We start from the raw sequence: 24,598 nt of genomic DNA, 5'->3' as shown, positions 1-24,598 counted from the left end.
GGATGAAACGCTATCTCGCGACTATCCTCTTCGCCACGACGGCGCTCGCCTGCGCCGGCCAGGCCGCCCGCGCCGACATGCTCGACGACATCACGAAGGCCGGCAAGATCCGCATCGCCACCGATCTGGCGATTCCGCCGTCGGGCATGATCGACAGCGCCATGAAGCCGACGGGCTCCGACGTCGAGACTGCCGAACTCCTCGCCAAGGACTGGGGTTTGCAGCTCGAATTCGTCCAGACGACGGGTGCGACCCGCATCCCCAACGTCCAGACCAACAAGGCCGACATCATCATCTCGACGCTGTCGGTCACGCCGGATCGCGCCAAGGTCATCGACTTCTCCAAGCCTTACGCCGCACTGCAATCGGTGGTGGGCTGCCTGAAGTCGGTCGACGCCAAGAACTGGTCGGATCTGAAGGACAAGACGATCGCCGTCTCGCGCGGTACCACGCAAGACACGACGCTGACCAATATGAAGGAGCGCGATCTCAAGCTCGCCCGCTACGAAGACGATGCGACCATGGTCACCGCGGCGGTCTCAGGCCAGGCGGATTGCATCGCGACCTCGGCCACGATCGTCTCGCAGATCGGCGTCAAGGCGCCGTCGCGCCCCTTCGAGCCCAAGGTCACGATCACCAATTTCGACCTGGCCATCGGCGTCAAGAAGGGCGAGCCGAAGCTGCTCGAAAAGCTCAACGTGTGGATCGAGCAGAACCTCAAGAACGGCAAGCTCAACGCGATCTACAAGAAGTTCCATGGAACCGATCTGCCGGAAAACATGCGCGGCTGATCTCTCCCGATGCCGGCGCTCTTCGCGAGCGCCGGCCTTTCGCTCCCACATCGATAGGAAAATCCATGCGCCTCGTCATCGGATCCGACCATGCCGGCTGGTCCCTCAAGCAGCACGTGATCGACCACATCAAGTCGCTCGGCCACGAGGTCGTCGACGTCGGCTCCCATGACGACAAGCCGGTCGATTTTCCCGACATCGCCCGCGAGGTCGCCCGCAAGGTCACCTCCGGCGAGGCCGAGCGCGGCATCATGGTCTGCGGCACCGGCGTCGGAGCCTCGATCGCGGCCAACAAGATGAAGGGCATCCGCGCCGCCGTCTGCCACGATATCCACTCCGCCCATCAGAGCGTCGAGCATGACGACGTCAATGTAATGTGCATCGGCGCCAAGATCGTCGGCCCCTGGCTCGCCAGCGACCTGATCTCATCCTATCTCGCGGCCGAATTTTCCACCGACGAGGATTTCCGCCGCCGGGTCGAGAAGCTGCACCAGATGGATGCCGAAGGCTGAGGCGCGGCGCCAGATCATCGTGGTCTTGGGCTCGACCATGCGGACCCGGTGGCGTGTCGCCCTCCTTCCGGAACCGGGCACCCCGGCAATCGCGCCGCCGACGGTATCGCGCCATGCGCTTGTGCGCGCACGCTGCGAGCCCACCGGCTGCGCCTTCAGGCTCGCGCTTCCGCCTGACGGGTGAAATGGCCCGGACCGACCTCGATCAGCGCCGTGGGCTCTGCCCGCCAGCCGAGCGCGCGGACCGGGCTCGGCAATTCGTCGACAGCGAGTTCGCGCCTGAGCGCGCGGCGGCCCGGATCGGGCACCGGAACCGCCGCCAGCAGCTTGCGCGTATAGGGATGGCGCGGGTTGGAGAATACCGCCTCGCGCGGGCCGATCTCGACGATCTCGCCGAGATACATCACCGCGACACGATGGCTGACGCGCTCGACCACCGCCATGTCGTGCGAGATGAAGAGATAGGCGAGGCCGAGCTCGGCCTGCAGGTCGAGCATCAGGTTCAGCACCTGCGCCTTCACGGAGACGTCGAGCGCCGAGACCGCCTCGTCCGCCACCACGAGCTTGGGCGAGAGGGCGAGCGCGCGGGCGATCGCGATGCGCTGGCGCTGGCCGCCGGAAAACTCATGCGGAAAGCGGACATGCATCTCGGGCGCGAGCCCGACCTTGCGCAGCAGCTCCGCGACACGCTCCTGCGCCTCTGCGCCCTTGGCGAGGCCGTGCACCAGGATCGGCTCCGCCAGGGCGCTGCCGACGCTCTTGCGCGGGTTCAGGCTGGCAAAGGGGTCCTGGAAGATCATCTGCATGTCGCGGCGGACATCGCGCAACTCGCTCTTGCCCAGGCCGGTGACGTCGCGCCCGCCGAAGCGGACTGTCCCGAAGGAGGGCTCGATCAGGCGCAGGATCGAGCGCCCGGTCGTCGACTTGCCGCAGCCGGATTCGCCGACCAGCGCCAGCGTCTCGCCGCGCCGCAGGCTGAAGGAGACGTCCTCGACGGCGTGGACCTGACCGCGGAGGCGCCCGAGCACGCCGCCGCGGATGCCGAAGCGGGTGGTCAGCCCAGAGACCTCGAGCAAGGGCGGCCCCGACGCTTCCACGGTGTCGGGCTGCTCGATCGGCGCACTGCCGACATCGCCGCTGTCGGGATCGATGCGGGGGAAGCGCAGCGGACGGATATGTCCCTGCATGTCCCCGAGCTTTGGAACCGCCGCGAGCAGCGCCTTGGTATAGCCGTGAAGAGGCGCGTCAAACACCTGCGAGGCGGGGGCATCCTCGAGCTTCCTGCCCTTCCACATCACCACGACACGATCGGCGATCTCCGCGACGACACCCATGTCGTGCGTGATGAAGAGCACGGACATGCGCTCCTCGTCCTGCAGAGTCTTGATGAGTTCGAGAATCTGCGCCTGGATCGTCACGTCCAGCGCTGTGGTCGGCTCGTCGGCAATCAGGAGTTTCGGCCTGCAGGCCAGCGCGGTGGCGATCATCACGCGCTGGCGCATGCCGCCCGACAGTTGATGCGGATAGTTGTCGAAGCGCGTCTTCGCCGAGGGGATGCGCACCTTGTCGAGCATGCGCAGTGCCTCGGCCTTGGCCGCGCCGGCACCGAGGCCGCGATGGTAACGCAGCGCCTCGGCGATCTGGAAGCCGACGGTGAGAACCGGATTCAGGCTCGTCATCGGCTCCTGGAAGATCATCGCGACGTCGTTGCCGCGGACCTTGCGCATCTCCTCCTCGGTGAGCGCCAGCAGGTCGCGCCCTTCCAGCGCGATCCGGCCCTGGATGCGGCCATTGGCCGACGAGACCAGCCGCATCACCGAAAGCGCGGTCACGCTCTTGCCCGAGCCGGATTCGCCGACGATGGCGACGGTCTCGCCGGGCGCCACGTCGAAGCTCAGATCCTCGACGGCCCAGCGCCATTGCCCGCCGACGCGGAACGCGGTCTGCAAGTTCTGGACGGAAAGGACGGGGGCGCTCATCGCTCGCCCTTCAGCTTGGGGTCGATGGCGTCGCGGAGGCCGTCGCCGAGAACGTTGAGGGCGAAGACGACGACGAGGATGGCGAGGCTCGGCGCGAGCACCAGCCAGTAGCTGTCGAGGATGTTCTCGAAGCCCTCGCGGATCATGCCGCCCCAGGTCGCGGTCGGCGGCTTGACGCCGAGTCCGATGAAGGCGAGCGAGGCCTCGGTCCGGATGGCGCTGGCGAGCCAGAGCGACGCCATCACCAGGATCTCCGGGAAGATGTTGGGCAGGATGTGCCCGGCCATGATCCGCGCGTCGGAGAAGGCGAGCGCCCGGCCGGCGCCGATATAGTCGCGCTCCTTGACGGCGATGGTCGGGGCCCGCGCGATGCGGGCGAAGGAGGGGATCGAGGTCAATGCGATCGCGATGGTGATGTTCTCCATCGAGGGGCCGAGCATCGCGACCAGGATGAGGCCCAGGATCAGCGACGGAAACGCCAGCAGGATGTCCATCGCCTGCATCACCACCACGTCGAAGCGCCCGCCATAGTAGCCGGCGAGGATGCCTACCAGCGAGCCGGCGACCATGGCGATGGCGGTCGAGGCGATGCCGATCACCAGCGAGATCCGGGCGCCGTAGAGCAGGCGGGACAGGATGTCGCGGCCGAAATAGTCGGTGCCGAGGTAGAAGTCGTCATGGGGCGGTTGCAGCCGCGAGAGGATATCCTGCTCGAGCGGGTCATGCGGGGCGATGACGGGCGCCAGCGCGGCGGCGATGATCACCGCGAGGACGATGGCGAGCCCGAGCCAGGAGGTCTTGTTGGCGTTGAAGGCGCCGATCGTCGCCTTGAGCCAGCGCAGGCGCGACGGCGCGACGGGAGCGGCATCATGGACGGAGGTGCTCATGACAGCTTCACCCTTGGATCGACGAGGGCGTAGGTGATATCGGTCGCGATGTTCACGAGCACGACGATCAGCGTGTAGATCACCATCATGCCCTGGAGCATGGTGTAGTCGCGCTGGTTCAGCGCGCCGACGATCAGCTTGCCGAGGCCCGGCCGGTTGAAGACGATCTCGGTCAGCACCGAATTGCCGATCAGGATGCCGAGGTAGAGCCCCACGATGGTGATGATCGGGATCAGCGCGTTGCGCAGCGCATGCCGCCAGATCACCACGCGCCAGGGCACGCCCTTGGCGCGGGCGCTGCGGACATAGTCCTCCTGCATCACCTCGAGCATGGCCGAGCGCGCGACGCGGGTGATGTAGGCCGCCATGATCAGTCCGAGATTGAGAGCGGGCAAGGCCATGGATTGGAACCAGGCCGAGACCGAGCCTCGCCCGGCTGAGATCACCGGGAACCAGCGCAGCATGATCGCAAAGACGATCAGCAGGATGATCGCCGAGACGAAAGGTGGGAAGGACAGGCCGAGCAGCGAGGCGATGCGGGTGACGTAGTCCGGCATGCGGTTGCGGTTGACGGCCGACCAGACGCCGAGCGGGACGCCGATGAGGACGCCGATCACCAGCGAGACAACCGTCAGCTCGATCGTCCAGGGCAGAACCGCAAGCACCTCCTGGATCACCGGGCGCCCCGTCACCAGCGAAACGCCCCAGTCGCCGCGTACGGCGCCGGCGAGGAAGCTGACATATTGCTCGCTCATCGGCGCGTCGAGGCCGAGACGCGTACGCATCGCCGCGATCGCCGTGGCATCGGCCTGGTCACCCAGGACGACCTGCGCCGGATCGCCCGGCACGATGCGCACCACGACGAAGACCAGCGATAGCACAGCCCAGAGCGTGACGATGGCGAAGCCGAGGCGTTTGACGAGGAAGGCGCTCATGATGCCGCCGGATTGGAGGGAGCTTTGCCCTCAGCCTTCACCCTGAGGAGCAAGGCGCCGCCTTGCGTCTCGAAGGGCGCTGCCAGGGGCACGGGAGCCTCCTGGAGCATCCTGCGAGACGGCCGCTGAAGCGGCCTTCTCAGGATGAGGGCTGAGGAGTGTCAGATCAGGCGTTCTTCACTTGGTGAAGTGCGTCGTCTCCAGCACCGGCGGACCGAGATTGAGCGAGGCTTTGAGCTCGTAGCCGAGGTCGAGATTGTCCTTGTAGGCCCAGAGCTGCATCATCTCGTTGACCGGGATGGCGCAGACATCGGCAATGATCTTCTCCTGCGCCGTCTTCCACAAGGCAAGTTGCTTGGCCTTGTCGGTCTCGGAGCGCGCGGCGTCGATCTCGGCGTCGGCGACCTTGCAGTGCGAGAAGTTGGTTACCGCCGTCGGCGTCTTCACGATCGCACGCGAGTGGAAGAACTGCGACAGATAAACGTCAGCCACCGGGAAGCGCGCGGCCTGGAAATGCACGACCTGCGAGAGATCCTGCCGGATCTGCTGATGGAAGGTCGCATGTTCCACCGGCTGGATTTCCAGGTTGATGTTGGCGCGCTTGAGCTGGGCCTGCACGGCTTCGGTGAAGCTCAGCATCGAAGGCAGGGTGGTGTTGATCGCCTTGATGGTGATGCCGTTCGGGAAGCCGGCCTCGGCCAGAAGGGCCTTGGCCTTGGCGAGGTCATGGGGCAGGAGCGGCGCCTTCTCGTCGGTGCCGAGATAGCCGGAAGGCACCACCGAGACGGCTGGGCGCGAGATGTTCTTGCCGCGGAACTGCCAGATCGCGTTGCGGTCGATGGCATAGGCGATCGCCTGCCGGACCTTGAGATTGTCGAGCGGCGGCTGGCTCTCGTTGAGATGCAGCACCGACATCTCGGCCGGGCCCATCGCCACAACCTTGACGCCCGGCAGCGCCTTCATGCGGTCGACCCAGGCCTGTTCCTGCCGTCCGAGCATCATGTCGAGCTCGCCCGCCTGGAAAGCGAGATCGCGCGAGGAGTCGGACGGGATGAAGCGGTAGAGGATTTCGGTCAGCTTCGGCTTGCCGCGAAAATAGTCGGGGTTGGCGACGAGCTTGGCGTATTGCTGCGGCACGTATTCGGAGAACATGAAGGGCCCGGTGCCGATCGGCTTCTTGGCGAAGCCCTCCTTGCCCAGCTCTTCCGCCGCCTTCTTACAGACCATGTTGCCGCCATGGTAGTTCATGACGATGCCGAGCAGGCTGGGGATCGGCTGCTTGAGCGTGATCTTGACGGTGTATTTGTCGGGGGCCTCGATCGACTGCACCGCGCTGTAGTCGGAGGAAAACGCCGAGGTTTCCTTGGCGGATGCGCGCTTCAGCGAATAGACGGCGTCCTCCGAGGTGAACTCGCCATAGCCGTGATGGCACTGGACGCCATGGCGCAGCTTGAAGGTCCATTCCTTGCCGTCGGCGGAGGAGGTCCAGCTCTCGGCGAGATCGGGCTCGATGAATTCCGGCGAGAGCTCGCCGGGCTTGATCCGTACCAGCCCGTTGAACATCCATTGCAGCATCGCCTTGCCGGGAGTGCCGGAGTTGAGATGCGGATCGAGTACGCCGGCGTCGGAACTCTGCATGCCGACCGTCAGCACCGTCTTCTGTGCCAGCGCCGGGCTGGCCAGCAATGCGCCGGCTACCAGGGCGGCGAGGATCGAAACGGGTGTCTTCATGGTTTTCCCCTGCTTTTGTCGTTGATTGCGGTGATTTCGATCTGACAATGGCCTCTCTGCGTCGGCACTCGTTCCGTCGAGCGCGCGGCTCTACAGCATGTCCTCCAGCCTGCAATTGACGAGCAGTTCCGCGACGGTGGCATTGTTGGGCAGTGCCAGCACCGTGGCAACCAGTTCCGCGAGATCGGCCGGCTGCGTCATCGCCTCCGGCGGCAATGCGGTGCTCGCGGCGGTCATGTCGGTCCGGACGAAGGAGGGGCAGAGCGCCGTGGTGCGCACGCCCTTGTCCCAGGCGATGCGCCGTGCCGCATGGTTCAGCGCGATCATCGCGTGCTTGGTCATGTTGTAGGCGACGTGGTCGTTGCGCACGCGCTTGCCCGACATCGACGCGACGTTCACGATGCGCCCTGTGCCGCAGGCCTCAAGATGGGGCAGGGCGCAGTGGATCAAGTTGAGCGGCCCTTTGCAGTTCGCGGCCCAGATCGCGTCGAGCGTCGCTTCGTCCGGCGCGCGCAGGGTCATGTGGCTGCTCATGCCGGCATTGTTGACGAGGCCGTCGATCCGACCGAAACGTGCAGCCGCAGCGTCGGTCCAGGCGCGATGGCTCGTCCAGTCGGCCGCGTCATAGCGCGCGACGTGTATGCGCGACGGGTCCCAGCCGGCGCTCATCGCCCTCAGCGAGGCGAGATCGCGGCCGCCCAGGCTCAGGCTGTATCCCTGCCCATGCAGGAGCTCTGCGACGGCCCGGCCGATGCCGCGATTGGCACCGGAAATCAGGATGACGCGACCCTCGGGAGCGAGCATGGCGGGCGATGTCCTATCCGTGCAGGGTGAGCTCGGCTGCGGGCCGCTCGCCAGCAGCGAAGCGATTCAGCCGGAAGGGCGAGAGATCGAAGCGCGATCGCCGCCCAAGGCAGAGATCGGCCAGGATCTCGCCGGTGACGGGGCCGATGCCGAAGCCGTGGCCGGAAAAGCCGGCGGCGACCACGAGCCCGTCGAGCCCGGTATCGGCGTCGATCGCAGGCAGGGCATCCGGCGTCAGATCGATCAGCCCGCCCCAGAGCCGGGCGATGCCGGCATCCGCCACCGCCGGCAGAACCAGGCTGGTGCGGGCGATCAGCGCCGCGACATCCCGGCTGGGCGGCGCCAGCAAGGCCTCCGTCCAGCCGCGCGGGTCATGCGGCCAATCGCCGATGCCGGTGGTGACGCGCAGGCGCCCGTCGATCTCCTGCCGTCCGGCGCAATCCGCATTGGCGACGCCGAAGACCGGCGCAAGCAGAGGCGGCAGCGGCACGCTCTGCATGACACAGACCAGCCTGATGGTGAGCGGCAAGGACAGGCCGAGCGGCGTGAGCAACTCCGGTGCGTGGATGCCCGTCGCCACGACGACGCGCCCGGCGGCGATGGTTTGGCCGGCCTGCGTCTCAACCCCGGTGACGCGGTTGCCGCTGCGGGCGAGCCTGCGCACCGCAATTCCCTCGCGGATGACCGCGCCATGCCGACGGGCCGCCGCGGCATAGGCATGGACCGCGGGAACCGGGTCGGCATTGCCGTCGCCGGGGCAGAACGAGGCTGCCAGGATGCCGGGCCCGATCGCCGGAGCCTTGTCGCGCACGGCCGCGTTGTCGGGCAGATACTCGATGGCGAGACCGAGCGCGCCTTGCTGCCGGACCAGTTCGCGGATGACGGTGACTTCCGCTTCCGTTCTCGCCAGCCGCAGATTGCCGTGCCGGCGATAGCCGGTGGGTGCGTCGAGCTCGACATCGAGACCGGCCCAGCGCTCGACCGCGGCCTGCGCGAGCGGCAGTTCCGCGGGATCGCGCCCGGATTGGCGGACGCCACCGAGTGTCCAACTGGACGCCATCGCCGCGAGACCACGTGCTTCGAGCAGCGTCACCGCATGACCGGCGCGCGCGATCTCGTAGGCGGCCGAAACCCCGCTGATCCCGCCTCCGACGATGACGACGTCCGGCATGGCGGCGCCCCGCTTCAGGAGAGGTCGACGCTGATGCGCCGCTCGGGCTCGTCGGGGTTGCGGCGCTTGTAAGCGGTGACCTCGAATTCGACCTTGAGCTCGGGCTGGCCGAGCGGCGTGCAGGTCGTGGTGTTGGCCGGGTCGATACCCCTGAACCTGGCGCCGACGACCTCGTTGACCTCGTCCATATCGGCGATATCCGGCACGAAGACCTTGATCGCGACGACGTCCTTCAGCGAGGCGCCGACGGCGGCAAGAGCGCCTTCGATATTGCGGAAGGCCTGTTCGGCCTGACCCCTGGCGTCGGGCGCGATGGCGCGGGTCTTGTAGTTCCGTCCGGCCGTGTTCGAGACGAAGATCATGTCGCCGGCGACGACGACGCGCGAATAGCTGTTCAGCGTCTCGTATTTGCTGCCCGATTTGACTTTGACGATCTCGCTCATGAGTTGCCTCCGGGGGCTGCCAGCATCGTATCGAGCTCGATCGACAGGCGTCGAATGCCTTGATCTGGTGTATACCATTCGAGTTACCCGGGGCTGTCAAGAACGGTTCGGCCGGCTTTCGTGCCTTCATCGGATCGGCCCGGCACAGCTCGCTCAGCGGCGCGGTGGCCGCAGCCGGGCAGTGATGCTGCACCGCCGTTGTCGACGAACCCGGTCGGGCTCTAGAGTCGACCGCCGCCGTCGCGCCGAACCCAGCCGGGGCAATCCGAGCAGATTGACAAATTGGTATATACCAAATCATTCTGCCGCATCGGCCCGCACGGCCGTCAGAACCAGGAGGGGTATGCGATGGTCTCGATCTCCCGCCGTAATCTGCTCGCCGCCGGTGCGGCCTTGCCTCTTCTGGGATTGCGGGCGCAGGCTCAAGGCGCGGGCAAGGTGCTCCGCTTCGGCCTGTCGAGCTTTCCGCCGAGTCTGCAACCCTGGCTCCATACCGGCACTGCGGCGCTGACCGTCAAGCTGCTGATCTTCCGCGGCCTGACCGGCTTCGACGAGAGGGGTGAGGTCAGGCCCGAGCTCGCCGAGAGCTGGGAGCGCGAGGGCGAGACCGGCTGGGTCTTCAAGCTGCGTCAGGCGACGTTCCACAATGGCAAGCCGGTGACGTCCGAAGATGTGAAGTGGACGCTGGAGCAGGTCGCCGCGCCCAACTCCACCGCTTTCCTCAAGGCCGAGTTCGGCGGTGTCGAGCGTGTCGAGACGCCAGACCCACGGACTGTCCGCATCGTCATGAAGCAGCCGACCGTGACGCTGCCGATCTGGCTTGCCAGCCCGCACATGCCGATCATCGCCAAGGATTCCATCGAAGGCCGGGCCGGCCTCGGCGTCGGTGCCGGGCCGTTCACGATCAAGGCGCAGGAGCGCGGCGCTTCGATCGAGGTCGCGCGCTTCGACAAGTACTACAAGCCCGGGCTGCCCAAGCTGGCCGGCATCAGGCTCGTTGCCTATGCCGACGAGAACCTGCGTGTCGCGGCGCTGCAGGCCGGCGATGTCGACCTCATCGAATACGTGCCCTGGCAGTCGATGAGCACGATCGAGAAGGATGAGCGCTTGCGGCTCGTCGCCGCCGACGGGCCTTTCATGGGGCTGAACTTCAACGGTGGTGCCGGGCCGTTCAAGGATGTGCGGCTGCGACAGGCGGTGGCGCACGCCATCCGCCGCGAGGACATCGTCCAGGCGGCCTTCTTCGGCCGGGGCAGCAAGCTCGAGGGCATCCCGATTCCGGCGAGCAGCCCCTATTTCGACAAGGCGCGCTCGCACTACTGGAACTACGATCCGGCCAAGGCGAAGAAGCTGATGGCGGAAGCGGGGCTGGCGAACGGCTTCTCCTGCACGCTGCTGTCGACGGCGCAGTACGGCATGCACAAATCGACCGCCGAGGTCGTGCAGGCCAATCTTGCCGAAATCGGAATCCAGGTCACTCTCAATCTGCCCGACTGGGCTGCGCGGGTCGATCTGGCGGGCAAGGGCCGTTACGACTTCATGGTCCAGGGTACGACGGCGGACAACAATGATCCTGACGGCCTTGCCCCGCTGATCGACGGCGAGCTGCCCGCCAACATGGCACGGAGCTGGCAGATCCCAACCCCCGAGATTCACGCGCTGTTTGCCAAGGGGCGCGCCGAATTCGACCCTCAGAAGCGCAAGGCAGTCTATGCCGAGCTCGAGAAATACGCTCTCGAACAGGCGCCGCTCGTCGGCCTCGCCTGGCGCTCGCAAGGTTACGCCATGGCCAAGGGCCTGACCGGCTTCAAATGCTATCCCGGCGGGACGAATTTCTTCTCCGCCTATTCGCTCGACGAGGCTGCGCTGGCCTGAGCGCGCTCAGGCTCCTGAAGGGCGCTTCCGTCGAGGTGCGGGCTCAGCCGGCGCGCGTCGTTCGCTCCAGCCGGGCGAAGCGCTCCAGCCGGAACGGCTTCGGGTCGATCATCGGCGTGCGGCCGCTGACCAGATCGGCGATCAGCCGGCCCGCGCCAGGGCCGATGCCGAAGCCATGGCCGGAGAAGCCGGTGGCCAGGAAGAAGCCGGGCAGGCGCGGCACCTCGCCGATGACGGGCACCGCATCGGGCGTGGCATCGATCAGCCCGCCCCAGCTTTCCTTGATCCTGAGCTCGGCGAAGGCGGGGAAGGCAGCGATCAGGTTGCGCTTCGCCTCCGCGAGAATCGGCTCTGATGGCCGGGGATCGAGGATGCGCATGCGCTCGAATGGCGTTTCGGCGTCGAGGGACCAGCGCTTCGGCGTGCGGGCTTCTTCCAGGAAGCGCTCGCCGAGCCGCAGCCGCAGTTCATGGCGCTGCTTCACCAGCGAGGGCAGGTAGTCGAACAGCAGCCGGAAGGAGTCCGGCACGATCTCGGCCAGGCTCGCCCCGCGATGCGCGATCGTGTAGCCGCCGTCCTGCCGCTTGCGGAAGGCGAAATCCGAGGCGCCGACCGCATGAGCCGGCGGCCCGTCCAGCGGCTCGGTCCGGAACACCGAGCCGAGGATCTTGAGCTGCGGGAAGTCGATGCCGAGATTGCCGAGGAAGAGCCGCGACCAGGCGCCGCCCGCCAGCACCACGCGCTGGCAGGCAATCCTCCCGCGCTCGGTGACGACGGCGCCGACGCGCCCACCGGCCGTCTCGATGCCGCGCACCGCGCAACGTGTCAGGACGGTTCCGCCATGGCGGCGCAATGCCCGCGCCATGGCCGGCACGGCCTTCTGCGGCTCGGCGCGGGCATCGCTCGGTGTGAACAGCGCGCCGGCGAAGGCGCGCCTGCCGCCGGGCAGGACGGCCTCGATGTCGCTGCTGCTCAGGAGCCGCGAGTCGAGCTGGTAAGTCCTGGCGTGGTCGAGCCAGGCCTCGTGTTCGGCAAGCTTCGCCTGAGTGTCGGCGACATAGACGATGCCGGACCGGGTGAAGCCGGTATCGCCGCCGACCAGCCGGTCCATATCCTGCCAGAGCCGCATGCTTTCGAGTCCGAGCGGGATCTCGCCGGGGTCGCGGCCCATGATGCGGACCCAGCCCCAGTTGCGGCCGGATTGCTCATGGCCGACCTCGCCCTTCTCGCAGACCGTGACCGAGATCCCATCGCGCGCCAGGAACAGTGCTGTGGCGATGCCGATGATGCCGCCGCCGATGACGACGACGTCGCTGGCGGCCGGCAGGGACGGATCGGGCTCGATGGTCTCGATGGTGATGCCCATCACGAAGGCTCCGGAAGGCGGGACAAGTGGGCTGCGGAAGGCGTCACTGCGCCCGTCCAGGCGCGGATCATGCCTGGGCCGGCGCTGCGGAGCTGCGAAAGACGACATGGTGCGGGTGATTGACGGACCGCATGTATTCGATCGGCCGGCCTTCCCGGTCGCGGGCGACGATCCGCAGGACGAGCGTTGGAGAGCCGGGCGCCAGCGCAAGCAGCTGCGCTTCGCGTTCCGTCGCCGTGCCGACGCCGATCTCGCGATCGCGGATGCTGACCTCGATGTCGTAACGCTGCCGGAGAAGCTCGTAGAGCGACTGCCCCGACAGGAGGTCCTCGGCGGAAAGGCCGGGCACGCGCGATGCGGGCAGATAGCTCGTCTCGATGCAGAAGGCCTCGTCGTTCACGCTGCGCAGACGGCGTGCCATGACGAGATCGCTACCGGGCTGCAATTCGAGGCGCTGGGCGACGCTTTCGGTCGCGGCTTCCTCGCCGAAGTGAAGCAGTTTGCTGCCGGGCTCTCCGCCGGCGTTGCGGATGATACGGGTGATGCCGAGCGAGGCGGAAGCGTCGATCGGCCGCGAGACCTGGACCAGCGGGATGCGCGTGCCGCTGGTGCCGTTGCGTTCCAAGACGCTGCGCTCGACCAGGCGGTCTATCGCCTTGCGGACCGTCATGCGGTTGATGCCGAGCGTGTCGGCCAGCGTCCGTTCCGAGGGAATCCGGTCACCGGGTCCGTAATCCGATCCGCCGACGAGATCGAGGAGGTAATCCTGGACCTCGACATAGATCGGCTTGAGCCGCTTCAGCGGTTTCGACATGCGTTGCGTCTCTATGGCTTGCACCTCAGTGGCGCGCCGGCAGATCGGTGAGTGACGGCCGGTGCGCTCCGCTTGTGTAAGGCGAAAGCGCCTGCGCACGCTACTGTCCGAACGGCGGGTCCGGTCAAAACTGGAATAGGCTTGACAGGAATTGGTATAGCATATTGGTGTATACCAATTGCGTCGTCGCCTTAAAGCTGCCCGGAGCGCTCCATGTCAATCGCCTTCGACCGTGACGCCGTCCTGTCCGGGCTGGAGCCGACCCGCGCCGCCCTGCCGGCCGCCTTCGCACTCGGACGGGAATTGGCGCCGCGGATCGAGCGGGTCTACCTGATCGCCTGCGGCTCGGCGAACCGGGCCATGCTCGGCATCCAGTATTGGCTGGAGCGCTATTCGCCCGGTCTCGAGGTGCGCCGCTATTTCCCGGCGGAATTCATGGCGATCGACCCGCCGCGGCTCGACGACCGGACGCTGGTCCTGCTCGCCTCGAAATCAGGGACGACGCCGGAGACGGTGGCGGCGGCGCATTTTCTCAAGGACAAGCCCTGCGAGATCGTCGCCTTCAGCCAGTACGGCGACAAGCCGCTGGCGCAGGCGGTGCCGCGGCATTTCCTCGTGGGCGCCACCAGCGAATCCTTCGCGGCCATGTTCATGCTGATGCAGGCGTTGATCGGCGGTTTGATGACCGCCAAGGAAGGCTGGTCCCTCGGGGAGAAGCTGCTCGCCTCGCTCGACGCGCTGCCGGCGGCGATGTGCGATGCCGCCGAGCAGAACGAGGCCCGCGCCGCGGCCGACGCCGCGACCTATGCGGACGACGACCGAATCTACCATGTCGCCTCGGGCCCCGGCTTCACGACGGCTTATGTCTTCGGAGTCTGCATCCTGATGGAGATGCTGTGGCTGCACAGCTATCCGATCGAGGCGGCCGAGTTTTTCCACGGTCCCTTCGAGATCGTCGACAAGCGGACGCCGCTTATCCTGATCACCGGCGAGGATCCGAGCCGGCCGCTGATGGAGCGGGTGGCGAGCTTCTGCGATACCCATGCTGGACGGGTCATGGCCTATGATTCCCGCGACTACGCCATGCGCGGGATCGATCCCGATATCCGTCCCATCGTCGCGCCCTATATTCTGCAGGCGGCCCTCAAGCGCATGGCGGCCCATCTCTCGGTGCTTCGCAACCAGCCCCTGAGCACGCGCCGCTACATGTGGAAGGTGGCGTATTGAGGCGCGCATGACCCGCTGCAGCCGTCATCCCGAGGAGTCCGGCCATCGGCTTCCCGAGGGGCGTTTCCGTTGGCTTCGGAGTTTGTCCGCGCATTCACCGGGATGTGGCGTCGCCGGGGGCGAGGACTTCATATCGTTCATGGCCGCGGCGAAAGGGAGGAGTGCCTGATGCGGCACCGTCTGCTTGGCCTCGGCGACAATACCGTCGACACCTATGTCGACCGCGGCCTGCAGTTCCCGGGCGGAAACGCCGTCAACGTCGCTGTGCAGGCCAGGCGTCTCGGCGCCGCGGCCGGCTATCTCGGCTGCCTTGGCTCAGACGAGGCGGGAAGGCTCCTGGGCGAGGCGCTGGTCCGGGAGGATGTCGATATTTCCCGCTGCCGGATCAGGCCGGGAGCGAATGCCCGCGCCTTCATCGGTCATGATGGGCAGGACCGGCGCTTCCTGCGCTCCAAGCGTGGCGTGCGCGGCCAATGGGGACCAATCGACGAAGACGACCTCTTTTACATAGCCGGCTATGATCTCGTTCATTCCAGCATCTACAGCGAGCTCGGCGATGCGCTGTCGATCGTGCGCGGCACGGCGCGGCGCTTGTCCTACGATTTTTCCGAGCGCTGGACCGACCGGAATCTCGCCGCAACCCTGCCCTCGGTGGACATCGCATTCCTGTCCTATCCTTCGTCTTCCGACGAGGATTGTCGCAGCCTGCTCGCGCGCTGCATCGAGCTCGGGGCCGGTATGGCGGTCGCGACGCGCGGCGCGAAGGGCTCGATGGCGCTGGTCGAGGGCGCCTTTCGGGTCCATGACGCCAGCCCCGCGCTGGTCGTGGATACGCTAGGCGCCGGCGATGGTTTCATCGCTGCGTTTCTGCTGACCATATTGGACGGCGGCAGTGTTGCGGCGGCCATGGCTGCCGGCGCGGAGCATGCGGCGCGCGTCTGCGGCTATCAGGGTGGTTTCGGCCACGGCGCGGCCTGGACGCAGATCGAGACGGCGGTGCTGTAAGGGAGGGAAACACAGATGGCGTGGCGGATCGGGATCGATTCCGGGGGCACCTTCACCGATGTCTGCCTGTTCGACGATGCGACCGGCATGGTCGCGGTCTGGAAGGTGCCGTCGACGCCAGACGACCCCTCCCGCGCTATCGCTCGCGGCACGCAGGAAGCCGTCGAGCGCGTCGGCGCCAGCCCCGCCGACATCGCCTATTTCGGCCATGGCACCACGGTCGGCACCAACGCGCTGATCCAGCATCGCGGCGTGAAGACGGGGCTGATCACCACCGAGGGCTTCCGCGACCTGATCGAGATCGGCCGGCAGAAGCGGCCGGACCTCTACGATCTCCAGGCCGACAAGGCCCCGCCGCTCGTCACCCGCGATCTGCGCTTCGGCGTCCCCGAGCGCGTCCGGTATGATGGATCGGTCGAGACGCCGCTCGATGAGGAGGCCGTCAGGCAGGCCGCGAGGGCGCTGAAATCGGAGGGCGTCAAGGCGGTCGCCATCGGCTTCCTCTACGGCTTCGTCCGGCCGGAGCACGAGGAAGCGGCCAAGCACATCATCACCGAAGAGTTCCCCGAGGCCTTCATCTGCGCCTCGCATGAGGTCGCGCCCGAGTTCCGTGAGTACGAACGCATCTCGACCACCGTCGTGAACGCCTATCTCGGCCCGGTCATGCAAGGCTATATCCGCCGCCTCGCCGACCGTTTGAAGGAACTCGGGCTCAAGGCTGTCCCGCATCTGACGCAGTCCAATGGCGGCGTCATCGGCTTCGACATGGCGGCGCGCCTGCCGGTTCGCACGGTGCTCTCCGGCCCCTCGACCGGTGTCGTCGCGGCGCAGGCGATCGGCGCCATGATCGGCATACCCAGCCTCATCACCTTCGACATGGGCGGCACCTCCTCGGACGTCGCCCTGCTCGACGATGGCGAGGCCAAGCTCGCCTCGGAGGCCAATGTCCACGGCTATCCGATCAAGGCGCCGATGCTCGACATCCACACGGTCGGGGCCGGCGGCGGCTCGCTCGCCGCGATCGATTCCGGCGGCTTGCTCAAGGTCGGGCCGCGCTCGGCCGGCGCCGATCCCGGGCCGGTCTGCTACGGGCGCGGCGCGACCGAGCCCGCCGTTACCGACGCCAATGTCGTGCTCCAGACCCTGAACCCGACGCATCTGCTCGGCGGGCGCATGCCGATCGACCAGGCTTTGTCGAAACAGGCGATCGGCCGGCTTGCCGACGAACTCGGCCTCGACCTGATGGCGACGGCGCAGGGCATCATCTCGGTCGTCACAGCCAACATGGCCAAGGCGATCCGCGTCATCAGCGTCCAGCGCGGCCATGATCCGCGCGACTACGCGCTGGTCGCCTTCGGTGGCGCGGGGCCGCTGCATGCCGCGCGGCTCGCCCGCGAGCTCGACATGAAGCGCATCGTGGTGCCCCGCAATCCCGGCATCGGCTGCGCGCTCGGCCTGCTCCTGACCGACCTGCGCGCCAATTTCGCGACGACGCGGTTGGCGACGCTCTCCGAAGCGCTCCTGCCGGACATGGCGGGAATCTTCGTTGCCCTGCAGGAACAGGCTGATCACTGGTTCGCGGAAGAGGGCGTCGCATCGGCCGATCGCCGGCTGAAGCGCACCGCCGATCTCCGCTATCACGGCCAGAACTACGAACTCGCCATCGATGTGCCGGACGGACCGATCACGCCCGCGACCATCGCCGCGCTGGCCGAGGGCTTCGCCGCCGCCCACAAGCGCCTCTACGGCTTCGTCGCGGAAGGCGAGGCGGTCCAGCTCGTGACCTATCGAGTCGAGGCGGTCGGCCTCGTGCCCAAGGCCGCCTTCCGACCGGAGCCCGATGCCGGGCCTGATGCTTCCCACGCCGTCATCGGCAGCCGCGAGGTGTGGTTCCCCGAGGCCGGCGGCTTCGTCGCCTGCCCTATCTACGACCGCGACAAGCTCAAATCCGGCAATCGCTTCACCGGCCCGGCCATCGTCGAGCAGATGGATTCGACCACCGTGCTGCTGCCGGGCATGACCGCGACGGTCGAGCCCTATCTCAACCTGATCCTGGAGATGCCGTGATGACCACGCCCGCATCCGTCAGCGTCGATCCGATCACCGTCGAGGTCATCGGCTCCTCCTTCGCCTCCATCGCCGAGGAGATGGGCGAGGCCTTGGTCAAGGCGAGCTACTCGACCAACATCAAGGAGCGTCGCGACTGCTCGACCGCGCTCTTCGACGTTGAGGGCCAGACGCTCTGCCAGGCCGAGCATATCCCGATGCATCTCGGCTCCTTCATCGGCATCATCCCGCATATCCTGAAGCGCCACTCTGTCGCCGAGATGAAGCCGGGCGACGTCTTCATCGGCAACGACGCCTATGAGGGTGGCGGCACCCATCTCCCTGATATCGTGCTGGCCGAGCCGGTCTTCCACGAGGGCGTGATGATCGCCTGGGCGGTCAACACGGCGCACCATTCGGACTTCGCCGATCGCGGCCACGCCCATATCTATCAGGAGGGCCTGCGCATCCCGCCGATCCGCCTCTATGACGGCGGCGTGCTGATGAAGGATGTGCAGGAACTGATCCTGCTCAACTGCCAGGTGCCGCGTGAGCGCCTCTCGGACCTGCGCGCCCAGATGGCGGCGAACCGCCTCGGCGTCGAGCGGCTGCGCGCGCTTTGCGACAAGTATGGCCGCGACACCGTGCTCGCCGCCGGCAAGGCCTTGCAGGATTATGCCGAGCGCAAGATGCGCGCCGGCATCGCCTCGATTCCCGACGGCACCTATCGCTTCTCGGATTCTTTCGACAATCCCGAGATCGACGCGGCGCTGACCTTCTCGGTCACGATCACCGTCGCGGGCGATGAAATGACGCTGGCCTTCGACTCGCCGCCGCAGATGCGGGCCGGCTTCAACATGGTCTACACGGCGCTGCTCTCGACCGTGTATTACGCGGTCAAGACCGTGGCCGACCCGACGATCCCGCCCAATGCGGGGCTCGCGCGGCCGCTCACCGTCACCGCGACGGAAGGCTCGGTGCTGAACTGCGTGCATCCGGCCGCCGTCAACGGCCGCATCGCCGCCTGCCAGCGCGTCGTCGACCTGATCCATGGTGCGCTCGCGCAGGCCGTGCCGGATCGCGTCATCGCCGCCTGTTCGGGCGCGGTCGCTTCCGCGACCTTTGCCGGTGAGCAGCCCGGTAGCGGTGAGCTCTGGGTCTATCTGGAGACGATCGGCGGCGGTTCCGGCGCCCGCACCAACAAGGACGGGCTCCATGGCGTCCATGTCCACATGACCAACACCTCGAACCTCCCTGTCGAGGCGCTGGAGCTCGAATATCCGTTGACCCTGCTGCGCTACGAACTGGTCGACGGTTCGGGCGGCGACGGACGCCAGCGCGGTGGCATGGGCCTGCGCCGCGTCTACCGGGCAGAGGCGCCGTGCCGGCTCAACGTCGACAATTCGCGCCTGACCTCGCGGCCCTGGGGCCTCGCCGGCGGCGGCGAGGGGCAGGGCGGCTCCTTCGCCTTCAGCGAGGGTGTCGTGCCCTTCTTCAAGGGCGACGGTGCGTTGGAAAAGGGTCAGATCGTCGAGATCATCACCCCCGGTGCCGGCGGCTACGGACCACCGGCCGAGCGCAGCGCCGAGTTGCGGGCGAAGGACCGCGCCGAGCAGCGCTACTGAGGGCGGCCGCGACTGCCGCGTCCATCAATGCCGAGGCCGGGGGACCGGCCAACCGCGCGATCCGGACCCGGTGCCGGCCCCGGCGCTTCAGTACTTGATCACGCCGAAGCGCCGGAAGGCGTCGTGGATGCGATCGGCATAGTGGTTGAAGCTCGGATAGTCGCCGAGATGGGCCGGGCGCGGGCGCGGCAGCTCGATCGCGATCTCGTCGACGATCCTGCCCGGCGTCGGCGACATCACCAGCACGCGGTCGGAGAGGCCGATCGCCTCCTCGATCGAATGGGTGATGAAGACCACCGTCTTGGCCTGCTCCATCCAGAGCAGCTCGAGATCGTGCCGGATCTGGGTTCGGGTAATGGCGTCGAGCGCGCCGAAGGGCTCGTCCATCATCAGCACGGCCGGGTTGTGGATCAGCGCGCGGGCGATCGAGACGCGCTGGCGCATGCCGCCGGAGAGCTGCTTGGGATAGCGGTCGACCGCGTGCGAGATGCCGAGCTTGGCGAAGAGATCCAGCGCCCGCTCGCGCGCCGGCTCCAGCGGCAGGCCGCGGATTTCAGCCTGCAGCAGCACATTTTCCATCGCCGTGCGGAATTCCAGCAGGAGGTGATCCTGGAAGACGATGCCGATATCGGTCAGCGGCGAGGTCAGCTTCTTGCCGTTCACAAGGAGCTCGCCCTGGCTGACCGGGATGAGCCCCGCCGCCATCAGCATGAAGGTGCTCTTGCCGCAGCCGGAGGGGCCGATCAGGCTGACGAACTCGCCGCTGCGGATGTTCAGGGTCAGCCCGTCGACAGCAGTGAAGCTGCCGAAGGTCTTGATGATGCCGCGCCCCTCGATCGAGGCGGCGGCGTGGGCGGCGGCTGTCACGATAGTCGATCCAGTTTCGGGCCATCCGCGACGTTCGCAAAGGAGATCCGGGATCCACGCCTGAATTGCTTCGGCATAGCCCCCGGATCCGCGTTCTGCTCCGGCCGGGACAGGGGTTGGCTTCTCAGGGGCAGGCCGGCGCCGAGGCGGGCAGCAGCTCTGTCGTGTAGTAGTCGGTGATCGGCTTGTCCTTGGGCAGGCCGAGATACTGGGTCAGCAGTTCGAAGCTCTTGGTCCAGTTGGCCTCCGGCACCTTGCCGAGCGCGGTCGCGCCCGGTGCGCAGAGCAGCTTGTTGACCACCTCGAACTGCGCCAGCACCTGCGCCTTCTTCACCGACGGGAACTGCGCGACCACCGCGTCGGCGGCGGCGTCGGGGTTCTTGCGGGCTGCATCCCAGCCCTGCAGGCTGGTTTCGACGAACTTCCTGTAGAGCTCGGCGTTGGCCTTGATCCTGTCGTCGCGGGCGATGATCGAGAGGCCGACCGTGGGCACGCCGACATCGCGGTAGAAGATGTCGCGGACCTTGAAGCCGCGCTCGCGGATCTGGATCGAATGGAAGTCGGCGCCGCCGAGGATGGCATCGACCTTCTTTTCCAGGAGGGCGCCGACGAAGGCGCCCGGGTCGATATTGATGATATCGACCTTGCTCTTGTCGATCTGGTTGCTGGCGAGAATCGCGTCGAGCAGCGTGGTCTGCGCCGTGCCGGGCTGGACGGCGACCTTCTTGCCGACGAGGTCCTTCGGCGAGGCGATGCCGGAATCCTCCAGCGCGATGATGGCGAAGCCGTTGGTCTGGAGCACGGGCGCGATGATCTTCACCGGCGCGCCCTTGGTCCGCAGCTGCATCGCGGCGGGAGCGTCGGCGAAGCCGAGGTCGGTCTGGCCGGTCGCCACCATTTGCGCCGTGGTGCCCGAGCCCTTGCCCTCCTCGATGGTCAGGTCGATCCCGGCTTTCTGATAGAGCCCCATCTGCTTGGCCATCATGAAGCCGGCATTGGGCGCGGCGGCGAGGAAGTTCAACGTGATCTTCATCGGCTTGCCGGCGCCTTGCGCCAGCGCGCCGGAAGCGCCGAGAGCGAGCATGGCGGCTGCGGTGATCAGCATGCGTCTGTTCATCTGTGTCCTCCCGAATACCGGTTCGTCCGGCTTGTGCGTTTGGTGGTCAGCCCTTGCGTTGCCAGGGCATCAGCAAGACTTCGAGGCCGTCGACGATGTAGCTGAACAGGATGCCGACGATGCTCAGCGCCACGAGGCAGGCGAAGATCAGCGGCATGTCGAGGAAGCTCGTGCCGCGCAGCAGGAGATAGCCGAGGCCGGCATTGGCGCCGACGAACTCGCCGACGATGGCGCCGGTCGCGGCGAACACGGCCGAGACCTTAAGCCCCGAGAAGATATAGGTCAGCGCCGCCGGCACCCGCACATAGCGGAAGGTCTGCCAGGCCGAGGCGCCCATCGAGCGCGTGAGGTAGAGCACGCGCTCGTCCAGCGCGCGAAAGCCGGTCATGCTGGCGACCAGCGTCGGGAAGAAGCAGAGCAGGAAGGTCAGCAGCACCTTGGGGAACAGGCCGAAGCCGAACCAGACGACGAAGAGCGGCGCGATCGCGATCTTCGGCACCAGCTGGAAGAAGACGATGACCGGATAGATCGCCTTCTCCAGCAGCCGTACCGAGACGATGACGTAGCCGAGCGGGATCGAGATCACCGCTGCCATCAGGAAGCCGAGCACGATCTCGTTCGCCGTAACCAGCGTATGCCTGAGGATGTCGACCCGATCGATCCAGAGCCGCTCGAAGAAGGCGCTCGGAACCGGCAGGATGTATTCGGGAATGCGGGCGAGCGGCACCAGCCACTCCCAGGCGGCGAGCAGCACGGCGAAGCTCATCAGCGGCCAGGCGACGGCCGAACCCCACTGCTGAAACCAGCCTCGGCGGGTCGCCGGAGCGACGGAGGGGTTGGCGGCAGTGTCGGTCATGCCGTTATTCCTGCGGTCTGGTCCTGATTGGTGGAGGCCGGCGAAGACGCTCGCGAGGGCTGGATCTGCCGGCGGCGCAGCGGCCAGATCTCCGCCATTTCGGCCGCCGCGCGCGCCAGCGCCTCGGCGACAGCGGGGCGCCGTTCCGCCGGCATGCGGGGCAGGGGCCCCGCAACGCTGAGCGTGCCGGCGACCGGTGCGGCCGGATCGGGCCCGGCGCGGAACGTCGTCGCCATGGCGACGATGCCGATCTCGCCTTCCTCGACCGCGGCGGCGAAGCCGCGCCGCCGCGTCTCGTCGAGATGGGCCCGCAAGGCATCGACATCCTTGAGCGCATTCGGCCCGGTGCGCTCGTCGCCGTCGAAGCCACGCGCGAAGACGATGCGGAGTGCGTCTGCCTCCGGCAGCGAGGCGAGCCAGGCCTTCCCGGTCGCGGTCGCATGCAGCACGGGTCCGGCGCCCATCGGCGGCTCGTAGCGCAGGCCTGCCGTGGCGCCCTGCGCGCGGGCGATCCAGATCAGGTCGCCGCGCTCGACCACCGCCAGCCGGCAATATTCCCGCGTTGCCGCCGCGAGCCGGTCGAGCACGAGCTGGCCGGCGTCTGGCAGGCCGCGGCTGTCGAGATCACGAAAGGCGAGCTGGGCGAGTTTCAGCGTCAGGCCGTAAGCGCCGGATTGGGCGTCCTGGTCGACGACGCCGCGCTCGGCCAGCGTGGCCAGAAGCCGATGCGTCGCGCTGAAGGGCAGGTCGAGCCGCTCCGCGAGCAGGCTGAGATCGACGCCGTCCGGCTCGCCGGCCAGCGCCTCGATCAGCTTCAATGCCCGCTCGACCGCCGCGATCGTCACCCTTCGCACACTCCCTCTTTCTTATTTTTGGAAATCATTTCCAATTAGGAATTCATTTCCGTATAAGAGTGCGGCAAGGCCGAGTCAACGCGCCTCGCGGCGGAATTCGGGAGGGCGCATGAGTCTGGCGGGTGAGGGGGCGGTCGCGATCTGGCACGACATCGCGCCAGAGGGGCGCGGCGAATTCTATGCCTGGCACGGCCGGGAGCACATGCCGGAGCGTGTCGGCATTCCCGGTTTCCTGCGTGGACGCCGCTATGTCGCGATCGAGGCCGATCTGGAGTTCTTCAACCTCTACGAGGCGCTGAGCGTCGAGACCCTGAAAGGCCAGGACTACACCGCCCGTGTCAACGCGCCGACGCCCTGGACGTTGAGCGCCGTCAGGCATTTCCGCTCGGTCGCCCGCTCGATCTGCCGCGTCGCCCACAGTGCCGGTCCGGCCCAGGGCGGGTTGATGGCGACGCTGCGCTATGACGTACCGCAAGGCGGCGAGACGGTGCATCGCGAGGCGCTGCTGCGCCGCTTCATCCCCGACCTGTTGGACAAGCCCGGCGTTGCGGGCGTGCATTGGCTCGTCGCCGATGACGAGGCGAGCGGCGTCGCCACCGCCGAGCAGAAGGCGCGCGGCGTCGCCAATGCCGTGCCGCGCCGGGTGCTCCTCCTGGAAGGCTGGGGCGACGAGGCCGATTTCGTCGCTCTGGCGAAGCAGGCGCTGTCATCAGCCGCGCTCGACGCCGTCGGCGGCGAAGGCCCATATTCGCTCGGCCTCTACCGCCACCAGATTACCCGGACCAAGACTGCCTGGAGCGCTGGCTGATGGATGCCCGCTACGATCTCGCCGGCCGCAGCGCGATCGTCACCGGCGGCGCCGGAGGTCTCGGCCGCGGCATAGCCGAAGCGCTGCGCGACGCGGGCGCGACGGTGGAGCTCTGGGACGCGCATGCCGAGCGGCTTGCCGAAGCGGCGACCGTGCTGGGCGTCGGCCAGCGGCAGGTCGACATCACCGATGCGGCGATCGTGGACGCCGCCGCCGCGGCGGCCTTCGACACACATGGACGGATCGACATCCTCGTCAACAATGCCGGCATCCTGGGGGAGGTCAGGCCGCTCTGGGAGACCGATCCCGCCAATTTCGAGGCCGTGCTGCGCGTCAATCTGTTCGGCACCTATCTCGTCTGCCGTGCGCTGATCGGCCGTATGCGGATGCAGGAGGCGCGCTCCGGCGTGGGTGGCCATGCCTTGCGCGGCCATGTCGTGAATGTCGCGTCGATCCAGGGCAAGGAAGGCATGGCGCTGGCCGCCGCCTATTCGGCGTCCAAGGCTGGCGTGATCGCGCTGACCAAGAGCGCGGCCAAGGAGACCGCGCGCGACGGCATCATCGTCACGGCGATCACCCCTGCCGCCGCCGAAACCGCCATGGCGAAGGAGATATCCGCGGAGCGCCGCGCCGACATCCTCTCGCGCATTCCTATGGGCCGCTTCGTCGAAATCGCGGAGGTGGCGCGCATGGTGCTTTGGCTCTCCTCGGATGAATGCTCGTTCTCGACCGGCGGCGTCTTCGACCTGTCGGGTGGCAGAGCGACCTACTGAAGGGCCTGCAGCGGCGGCGAGAGCCGAACGGGTGGCGATCGGCATCATGCAGGCAACCGCGACATGACGCGAGGGCGTTCGGCCCGCCGCCACGTGTGTTGTGTGCGTTCTC

At 67.2% G+C, this 24,598-nt stretch carries 22 protein-coding genes; 9 read left to right on the top strand and 13 right to left on the bottom strand.

Going from position 1 to position 24,598, the window contains the following annotated elements:
- The first annotated feature begins 2 nt into the window (after positions 1-2).
- Positions 3-791 (top strand): transporter substrate-binding domain-containing protein, encoded by a 789-nt coding sequence (locus BGO20_RS21655; RefSeq protein WP_291659535.1) that lies wholly within the window; start codon positions 3-5, stop codon positions 789-791.
- A 65-nt stretch (positions 792-856) separates the two neighbouring features.
- Positions 857-1,303 (top strand): ribose 5-phosphate isomerase B, encoded by a 447-nt coding sequence (gene rpiB, locus BGO20_RS21650; protein ID WP_291659534.1) that lies wholly within the window; start codon positions 857-859, stop codon positions 1,301-1,303.
- Between the two features lie 155 nt (positions 1,304-1,458).
- Here the strand turns inward: rpiB and BGO20_RS21645 are convergent, their stop codons facing one another.
- The 7 genes from BGO20_RS21645 to BGO20_RS21615 form a co-directional block, all read right to left on the bottom strand.
- Positions 1,459-3,282, bottom strand: a complete 1,824-nt coding sequence (locus tag BGO20_RS21645; RefSeq protein WP_291659533.1) for an ABC transporter ATP-binding protein — start codon at positions 3,280-3,282, stop codon at positions 1,459-1,461.
- Complete coding sequence (locus BGO20_RS21640) at positions 3,279-4,169, bottom strand: ABC transporter permease (protein ID WP_291659532.1); 891 nt, start codon at positions 4,167-4,169, stop codon at positions 3,279-3,281. Before BGO20_RS21640 ends, BGO20_RS21645 begins: the two co-directional genes overlap by 4 nt.
- Positions 4,166-5,104, bottom strand: a complete 939-nt coding sequence (locus BGO20_RS21635; RefSeq protein WP_291659531.1) for an ABC transporter permease — start codon at positions 5,102-5,104, stop codon at positions 4,166-4,168. The genes BGO20_RS21640 and BGO20_RS21635 overlap by 4 nt, the downstream gene beginning before the upstream one ends.
- 177 nt (positions 5,105-5,281) lie before the next feature.
- On the bottom strand, positions 5,282-6,835 hold the full coding sequence (locus tag BGO20_RS21630) for an ABC transporter substrate-binding protein (RefSeq protein WP_291659530.1): 1,554 nt from the start codon (positions 6,833-6,835) through the stop codon (positions 5,282-5,284).
- 90 nt (positions 6,836-6,925) lie between these two features.
- A complete protein-coding gene (locus BGO20_RS21625; protein ID WP_291659529.1) occupies positions 6,926-7,639 on the bottom strand; it encodes an SDR family NAD(P)-dependent oxidoreductase in 714 nt (237 codons plus the stop codon).
- Between the two features lie 13 nt (positions 7,640-7,652).
- A complete protein-coding gene (locus tag BGO20_RS21620) occupies positions 7,653-8,810 on the bottom strand; it encodes an NAD(P)/FAD-dependent oxidoreductase (RefSeq protein ID WP_291659528.1) in 1,158 nt (385 codons plus the stop codon).
- A 14-nt stretch (positions 8,811-8,824) separates the two neighbouring features.
- A complete protein-coding gene (locus BGO20_RS21615; protein WP_291659527.1) occupies positions 8,825-9,253 on the bottom strand; it encodes a RidA family protein in 429 nt (142 codons plus the stop codon).
- A gap of 348 nt (positions 9,254-9,601) precedes the next feature.
- Between BGO20_RS21615 and BGO20_RS21610 the strand changes: the two genes are divergently transcribed.
- Positions 9,602-11,128 (top strand): ABC transporter substrate-binding protein, encoded by a 1,527-nt coding sequence (locus tag BGO20_RS21610; RefSeq protein WP_291659526.1) that lies wholly within the window; start codon positions 9,602-9,604, stop codon positions 11,126-11,128.
- 43 nt (positions 11,129-11,171) lie between these two features.
- Here BGO20_RS21610 and BGO20_RS21605 read toward each other — a convergent pair whose 3' ends face one another.
- Both BGO20_RS21605 and BGO20_RS21600 read right to left on the bottom strand, forming a co-directional pair.
- Positions 11,172-12,497, bottom strand: coding sequence for an NAD(P)/FAD-dependent oxidoreductase (locus tag BGO20_RS21605; RefSeq protein ID WP_465246062.1), 1,326 nt, complete (start codon positions 12,495-12,497; stop codon positions 11,172-11,174).
- Between the two features lie 64 nt (positions 12,498-12,561).
- Positions 12,562-13,308, bottom strand: coding sequence for a GntR family transcriptional regulator (locus BGO20_RS21600; RefSeq protein ID WP_291659524.1), 747 nt, complete (start codon positions 13,306-13,308; stop codon positions 12,562-12,564).
- Positions 13,309-13,521: 213 nt separating this feature from the next.
- Between BGO20_RS21600 and BGO20_RS21595 the strand changes: the two genes are divergently transcribed.
- From BGO20_RS21595 to BGO20_RS21580, 4 genes are all read left to right on the top strand, one after another.
- Positions 13,522-14,535 carry an SIS domain-containing protein gene (locus BGO20_RS21595; RefSeq protein WP_291659523.1) on the top strand — a complete coding sequence of 338 codons (1,014 nt, stop codon included), beginning with the start codon at positions 13,522-13,524 and terminating at the stop codon, positions 14,533-14,535.
- Positions 14,536-14,703: 168 nt separating this feature from the next.
- Positions 14,704-15,540: a PfkB family carbohydrate kinase gene (locus BGO20_RS21590; protein ID WP_291659522.1), complete on the top strand. Its 837-nt coding sequence runs from the start codon at positions 14,704-14,706 to the stop codon at positions 15,538-15,540.
- Positions 15,541-15,555: 15 nt separating this feature from the next.
- Positions 15,556-17,607: a hydantoinase/oxoprolinase family protein gene (locus tag BGO20_RS21585; RefSeq protein ID WP_291659521.1), complete on the top strand. Its 2,052-nt coding sequence runs from the start codon at positions 15,556-15,558 to the stop codon at positions 17,605-17,607.
- Positions 17,607-19,211 (top strand): hydantoinase B/oxoprolinase family protein, encoded by a 1,605-nt coding sequence (locus tag BGO20_RS21580; RefSeq protein ID WP_291659520.1) that lies wholly within the window; start codon positions 17,607-17,609, stop codon positions 19,209-19,211. The genes BGO20_RS21585 and BGO20_RS21580 overlap by 1 nt, the downstream gene beginning before the upstream one ends.
- Before the next feature lie 87 nt (positions 19,212-19,298).
- On the opposite strand, the gene BGO20_RS21575 is transcribed toward BGO20_RS21580, so the two are convergent.
- From BGO20_RS21575 to BGO20_RS21560, 4 genes are all read right to left on the bottom strand, one after another.
- Positions 19,299-20,078 carry an ABC transporter ATP-binding protein gene (locus tag BGO20_RS21575; protein ID WP_291659519.1) on the bottom strand — a complete coding sequence of 260 codons (780 nt, stop codon included), beginning with the start codon at positions 20,076-20,078 and terminating at the stop codon, positions 19,299-19,301.
- Between the two features lie 124 nt (positions 20,079-20,202).
- A complete protein-coding gene (locus tag BGO20_RS21570; protein WP_291659518.1) occupies positions 20,203-21,195 on the bottom strand; it encodes an ABC transporter substrate-binding protein in 993 nt (330 codons plus the stop codon).
- Positions 21,196-21,241: 46 nt separating this feature from the next.
- Positions 21,242-22,051, bottom strand: coding sequence for an ABC transporter permease (locus BGO20_RS21565; protein WP_291659517.1), 810 nt, complete (start codon positions 22,049-22,051; stop codon positions 21,242-21,244).
- Positions 22,048-22,896, bottom strand: a complete 849-nt coding sequence (locus BGO20_RS21560; protein ID WP_291659516.1) for an IclR family transcriptional regulator — start codon at positions 22,894-22,896, stop codon at positions 22,048-22,050. Before BGO20_RS21560 ends, BGO20_RS21565 begins: the two co-directional genes overlap by 4 nt.
- A gap of 118 nt (positions 22,897-23,014) precedes the next feature.
- On the opposite strand from BGO20_RS21560, the gene BGO20_RS21555 reads away from it, so the two are divergent.
- Both BGO20_RS21555 and BGO20_RS21550 read left to right on the top strand, forming a co-directional pair.
- Positions 23,015-23,713: a hypothetical protein gene (locus BGO20_RS21555; RefSeq protein ID WP_291659515.1), complete on the top strand. Its 699-nt coding sequence runs from the start codon at positions 23,015-23,017 to the stop codon at positions 23,711-23,713.
- Positions 23,713-24,486, top strand: a complete 774-nt coding sequence (locus BGO20_RS21550) for an SDR family NAD(P)-dependent oxidoreductase (RefSeq protein ID WP_291659514.1) — start codon at positions 23,713-23,715, stop codon at positions 24,484-24,486. The genes BGO20_RS21555 and BGO20_RS21550 overlap by 1 nt, the downstream gene beginning before the upstream one ends.
- Positions 24,487-24,598 lie beyond the last annotated feature (112 nt).

This window comes from Allobosea sp. 67-29 (assembly GCF_001898115.1).
Taxonomy (GTDB): domain Bacteria; phylum Pseudomonadota; class Alphaproteobacteria; order Rhizobiales; family Beijerinckiaceae; genus Allobosea.
This window is presented reverse-complemented; position numbering and strand designations above follow the sequence as displayed.

Bases quoted from the DNA above. Each gene is read 5' to 3' on its own strand.
- BGO20_RS21655 (WP_291659535.1), top strand. From the start codon at position 3: ATGAAACGCTATCTCGCGACTATCCTCTTCGCCACGACGGCGCTCGCC.
- rpiB (WP_291659534.1), top strand. From the start codon at position 857: ATGCGCCTCGTCATCGGATCCGACCATGCCGGCTGGTCCCTCAAGCAG.
- BGO20_RS21645 (WP_291659533.1), bottom strand. From the start codon at position 3,282: ATGAGCGCCCCCGTCCTTTCCGTCCAGAACTTGCAGACCGCGTTCCGC.
- BGO20_RS21640 (WP_291659532.1), bottom strand. From the start codon at position 4,169: ATGAGCACCTCCGTCCATGATGCCGCTCCCGTCGCGCCGTCGCGCCTG.
- BGO20_RS21635 (WP_291659531.1), bottom strand. From the start codon at position 5,104: ATGAGCGCCTTCCTCGTCAAACGCCTCGGCTTCGCCATCGTCACGCTC.
- BGO20_RS21630 (WP_291659530.1), bottom strand. From the start codon at position 6,835: ATGAAGACACCCGTTTCGATCCTCGCCGCCCTGGTAGCCGGCGCATTG.
- BGO20_RS21625 (WP_291659529.1), bottom strand. From the start codon at position 7,639: ATGCTCGCTCCCGAGGGTCGCGTCATCCTGATTTCCGGTGCCAATCGC.
- BGO20_RS21620 (WP_291659528.1), bottom strand. From the start codon at position 8,810: ATGCCGGACGTCGTCATCGTCGGAGGCGGGATCAGCGGGGTTTCGGCC.
- BGO20_RS21615 (WP_291659527.1), bottom strand. From the start codon at position 9,253: ATGAGCGAGATCGTCAAAGTCAAATCGGGCAGCAAATACGAGACGCTG.
- BGO20_RS21610 (WP_291659526.1), top strand. From the start codon at position 9,602: ATGGTCTCGATCTCCCGCCGTAATCTGCTCGCCGCCGGTGCGGCCTTG.
- BGO20_RS21600 (WP_291659524.1), bottom strand. From the start codon at position 13,308: ATGTCGAAACCGCTGAAGCGGCTCAAGCCGATCTATGTCGAGGTCCAG.
- BGO20_RS21595 (WP_291659523.1), top strand. From the start codon at position 13,522: ATGTCAATCGCCTTCGACCGTGACGCCGTCCTGTCCGGGCTGGAGCCG.
- BGO20_RS21590 (WP_291659522.1), top strand. From the start codon at position 14,704: ATGCGGCACCGTCTGCTTGGCCTCGGCGACAATACCGTCGACACCTAT.
- BGO20_RS21585 (WP_291659521.1), top strand. From the start codon at position 15,556: ATGGCGTGGCGGATCGGGATCGATTCCGGGGGCACCTTCACCGATGTC.
- BGO20_RS21580 (WP_291659520.1), top strand. From the start codon at position 17,607: ATGACCACGCCCGCATCCGTCAGCGTCGATCCGATCACCGTCGAGGTC.
- BGO20_RS21570 (WP_291659518.1), bottom strand. From the start codon at position 21,195: ATGAACAGACGCATGCTGATCACCGCAGCCGCCATGCTCGCTCTCGGC.
- BGO20_RS21565 (WP_291659517.1), bottom strand. From the start codon at position 22,051: ATGACCGACACTGCCGCCAACCCCTCCGTCGCTCCGGCGACCCGCCGA.
- BGO20_RS21555 (WP_291659515.1), top strand. From the start codon at position 23,015: ATGAGTCTGGCGGGTGAGGGGGCGGTCGCGATCTGGCACGACATCGCG.
- BGO20_RS21550 (WP_291659514.1), top strand. From the start codon at position 23,713: ATGGATGCCCGCTACGATCTCGCCGGCCGCAGCGCGATCGTCACCGGC.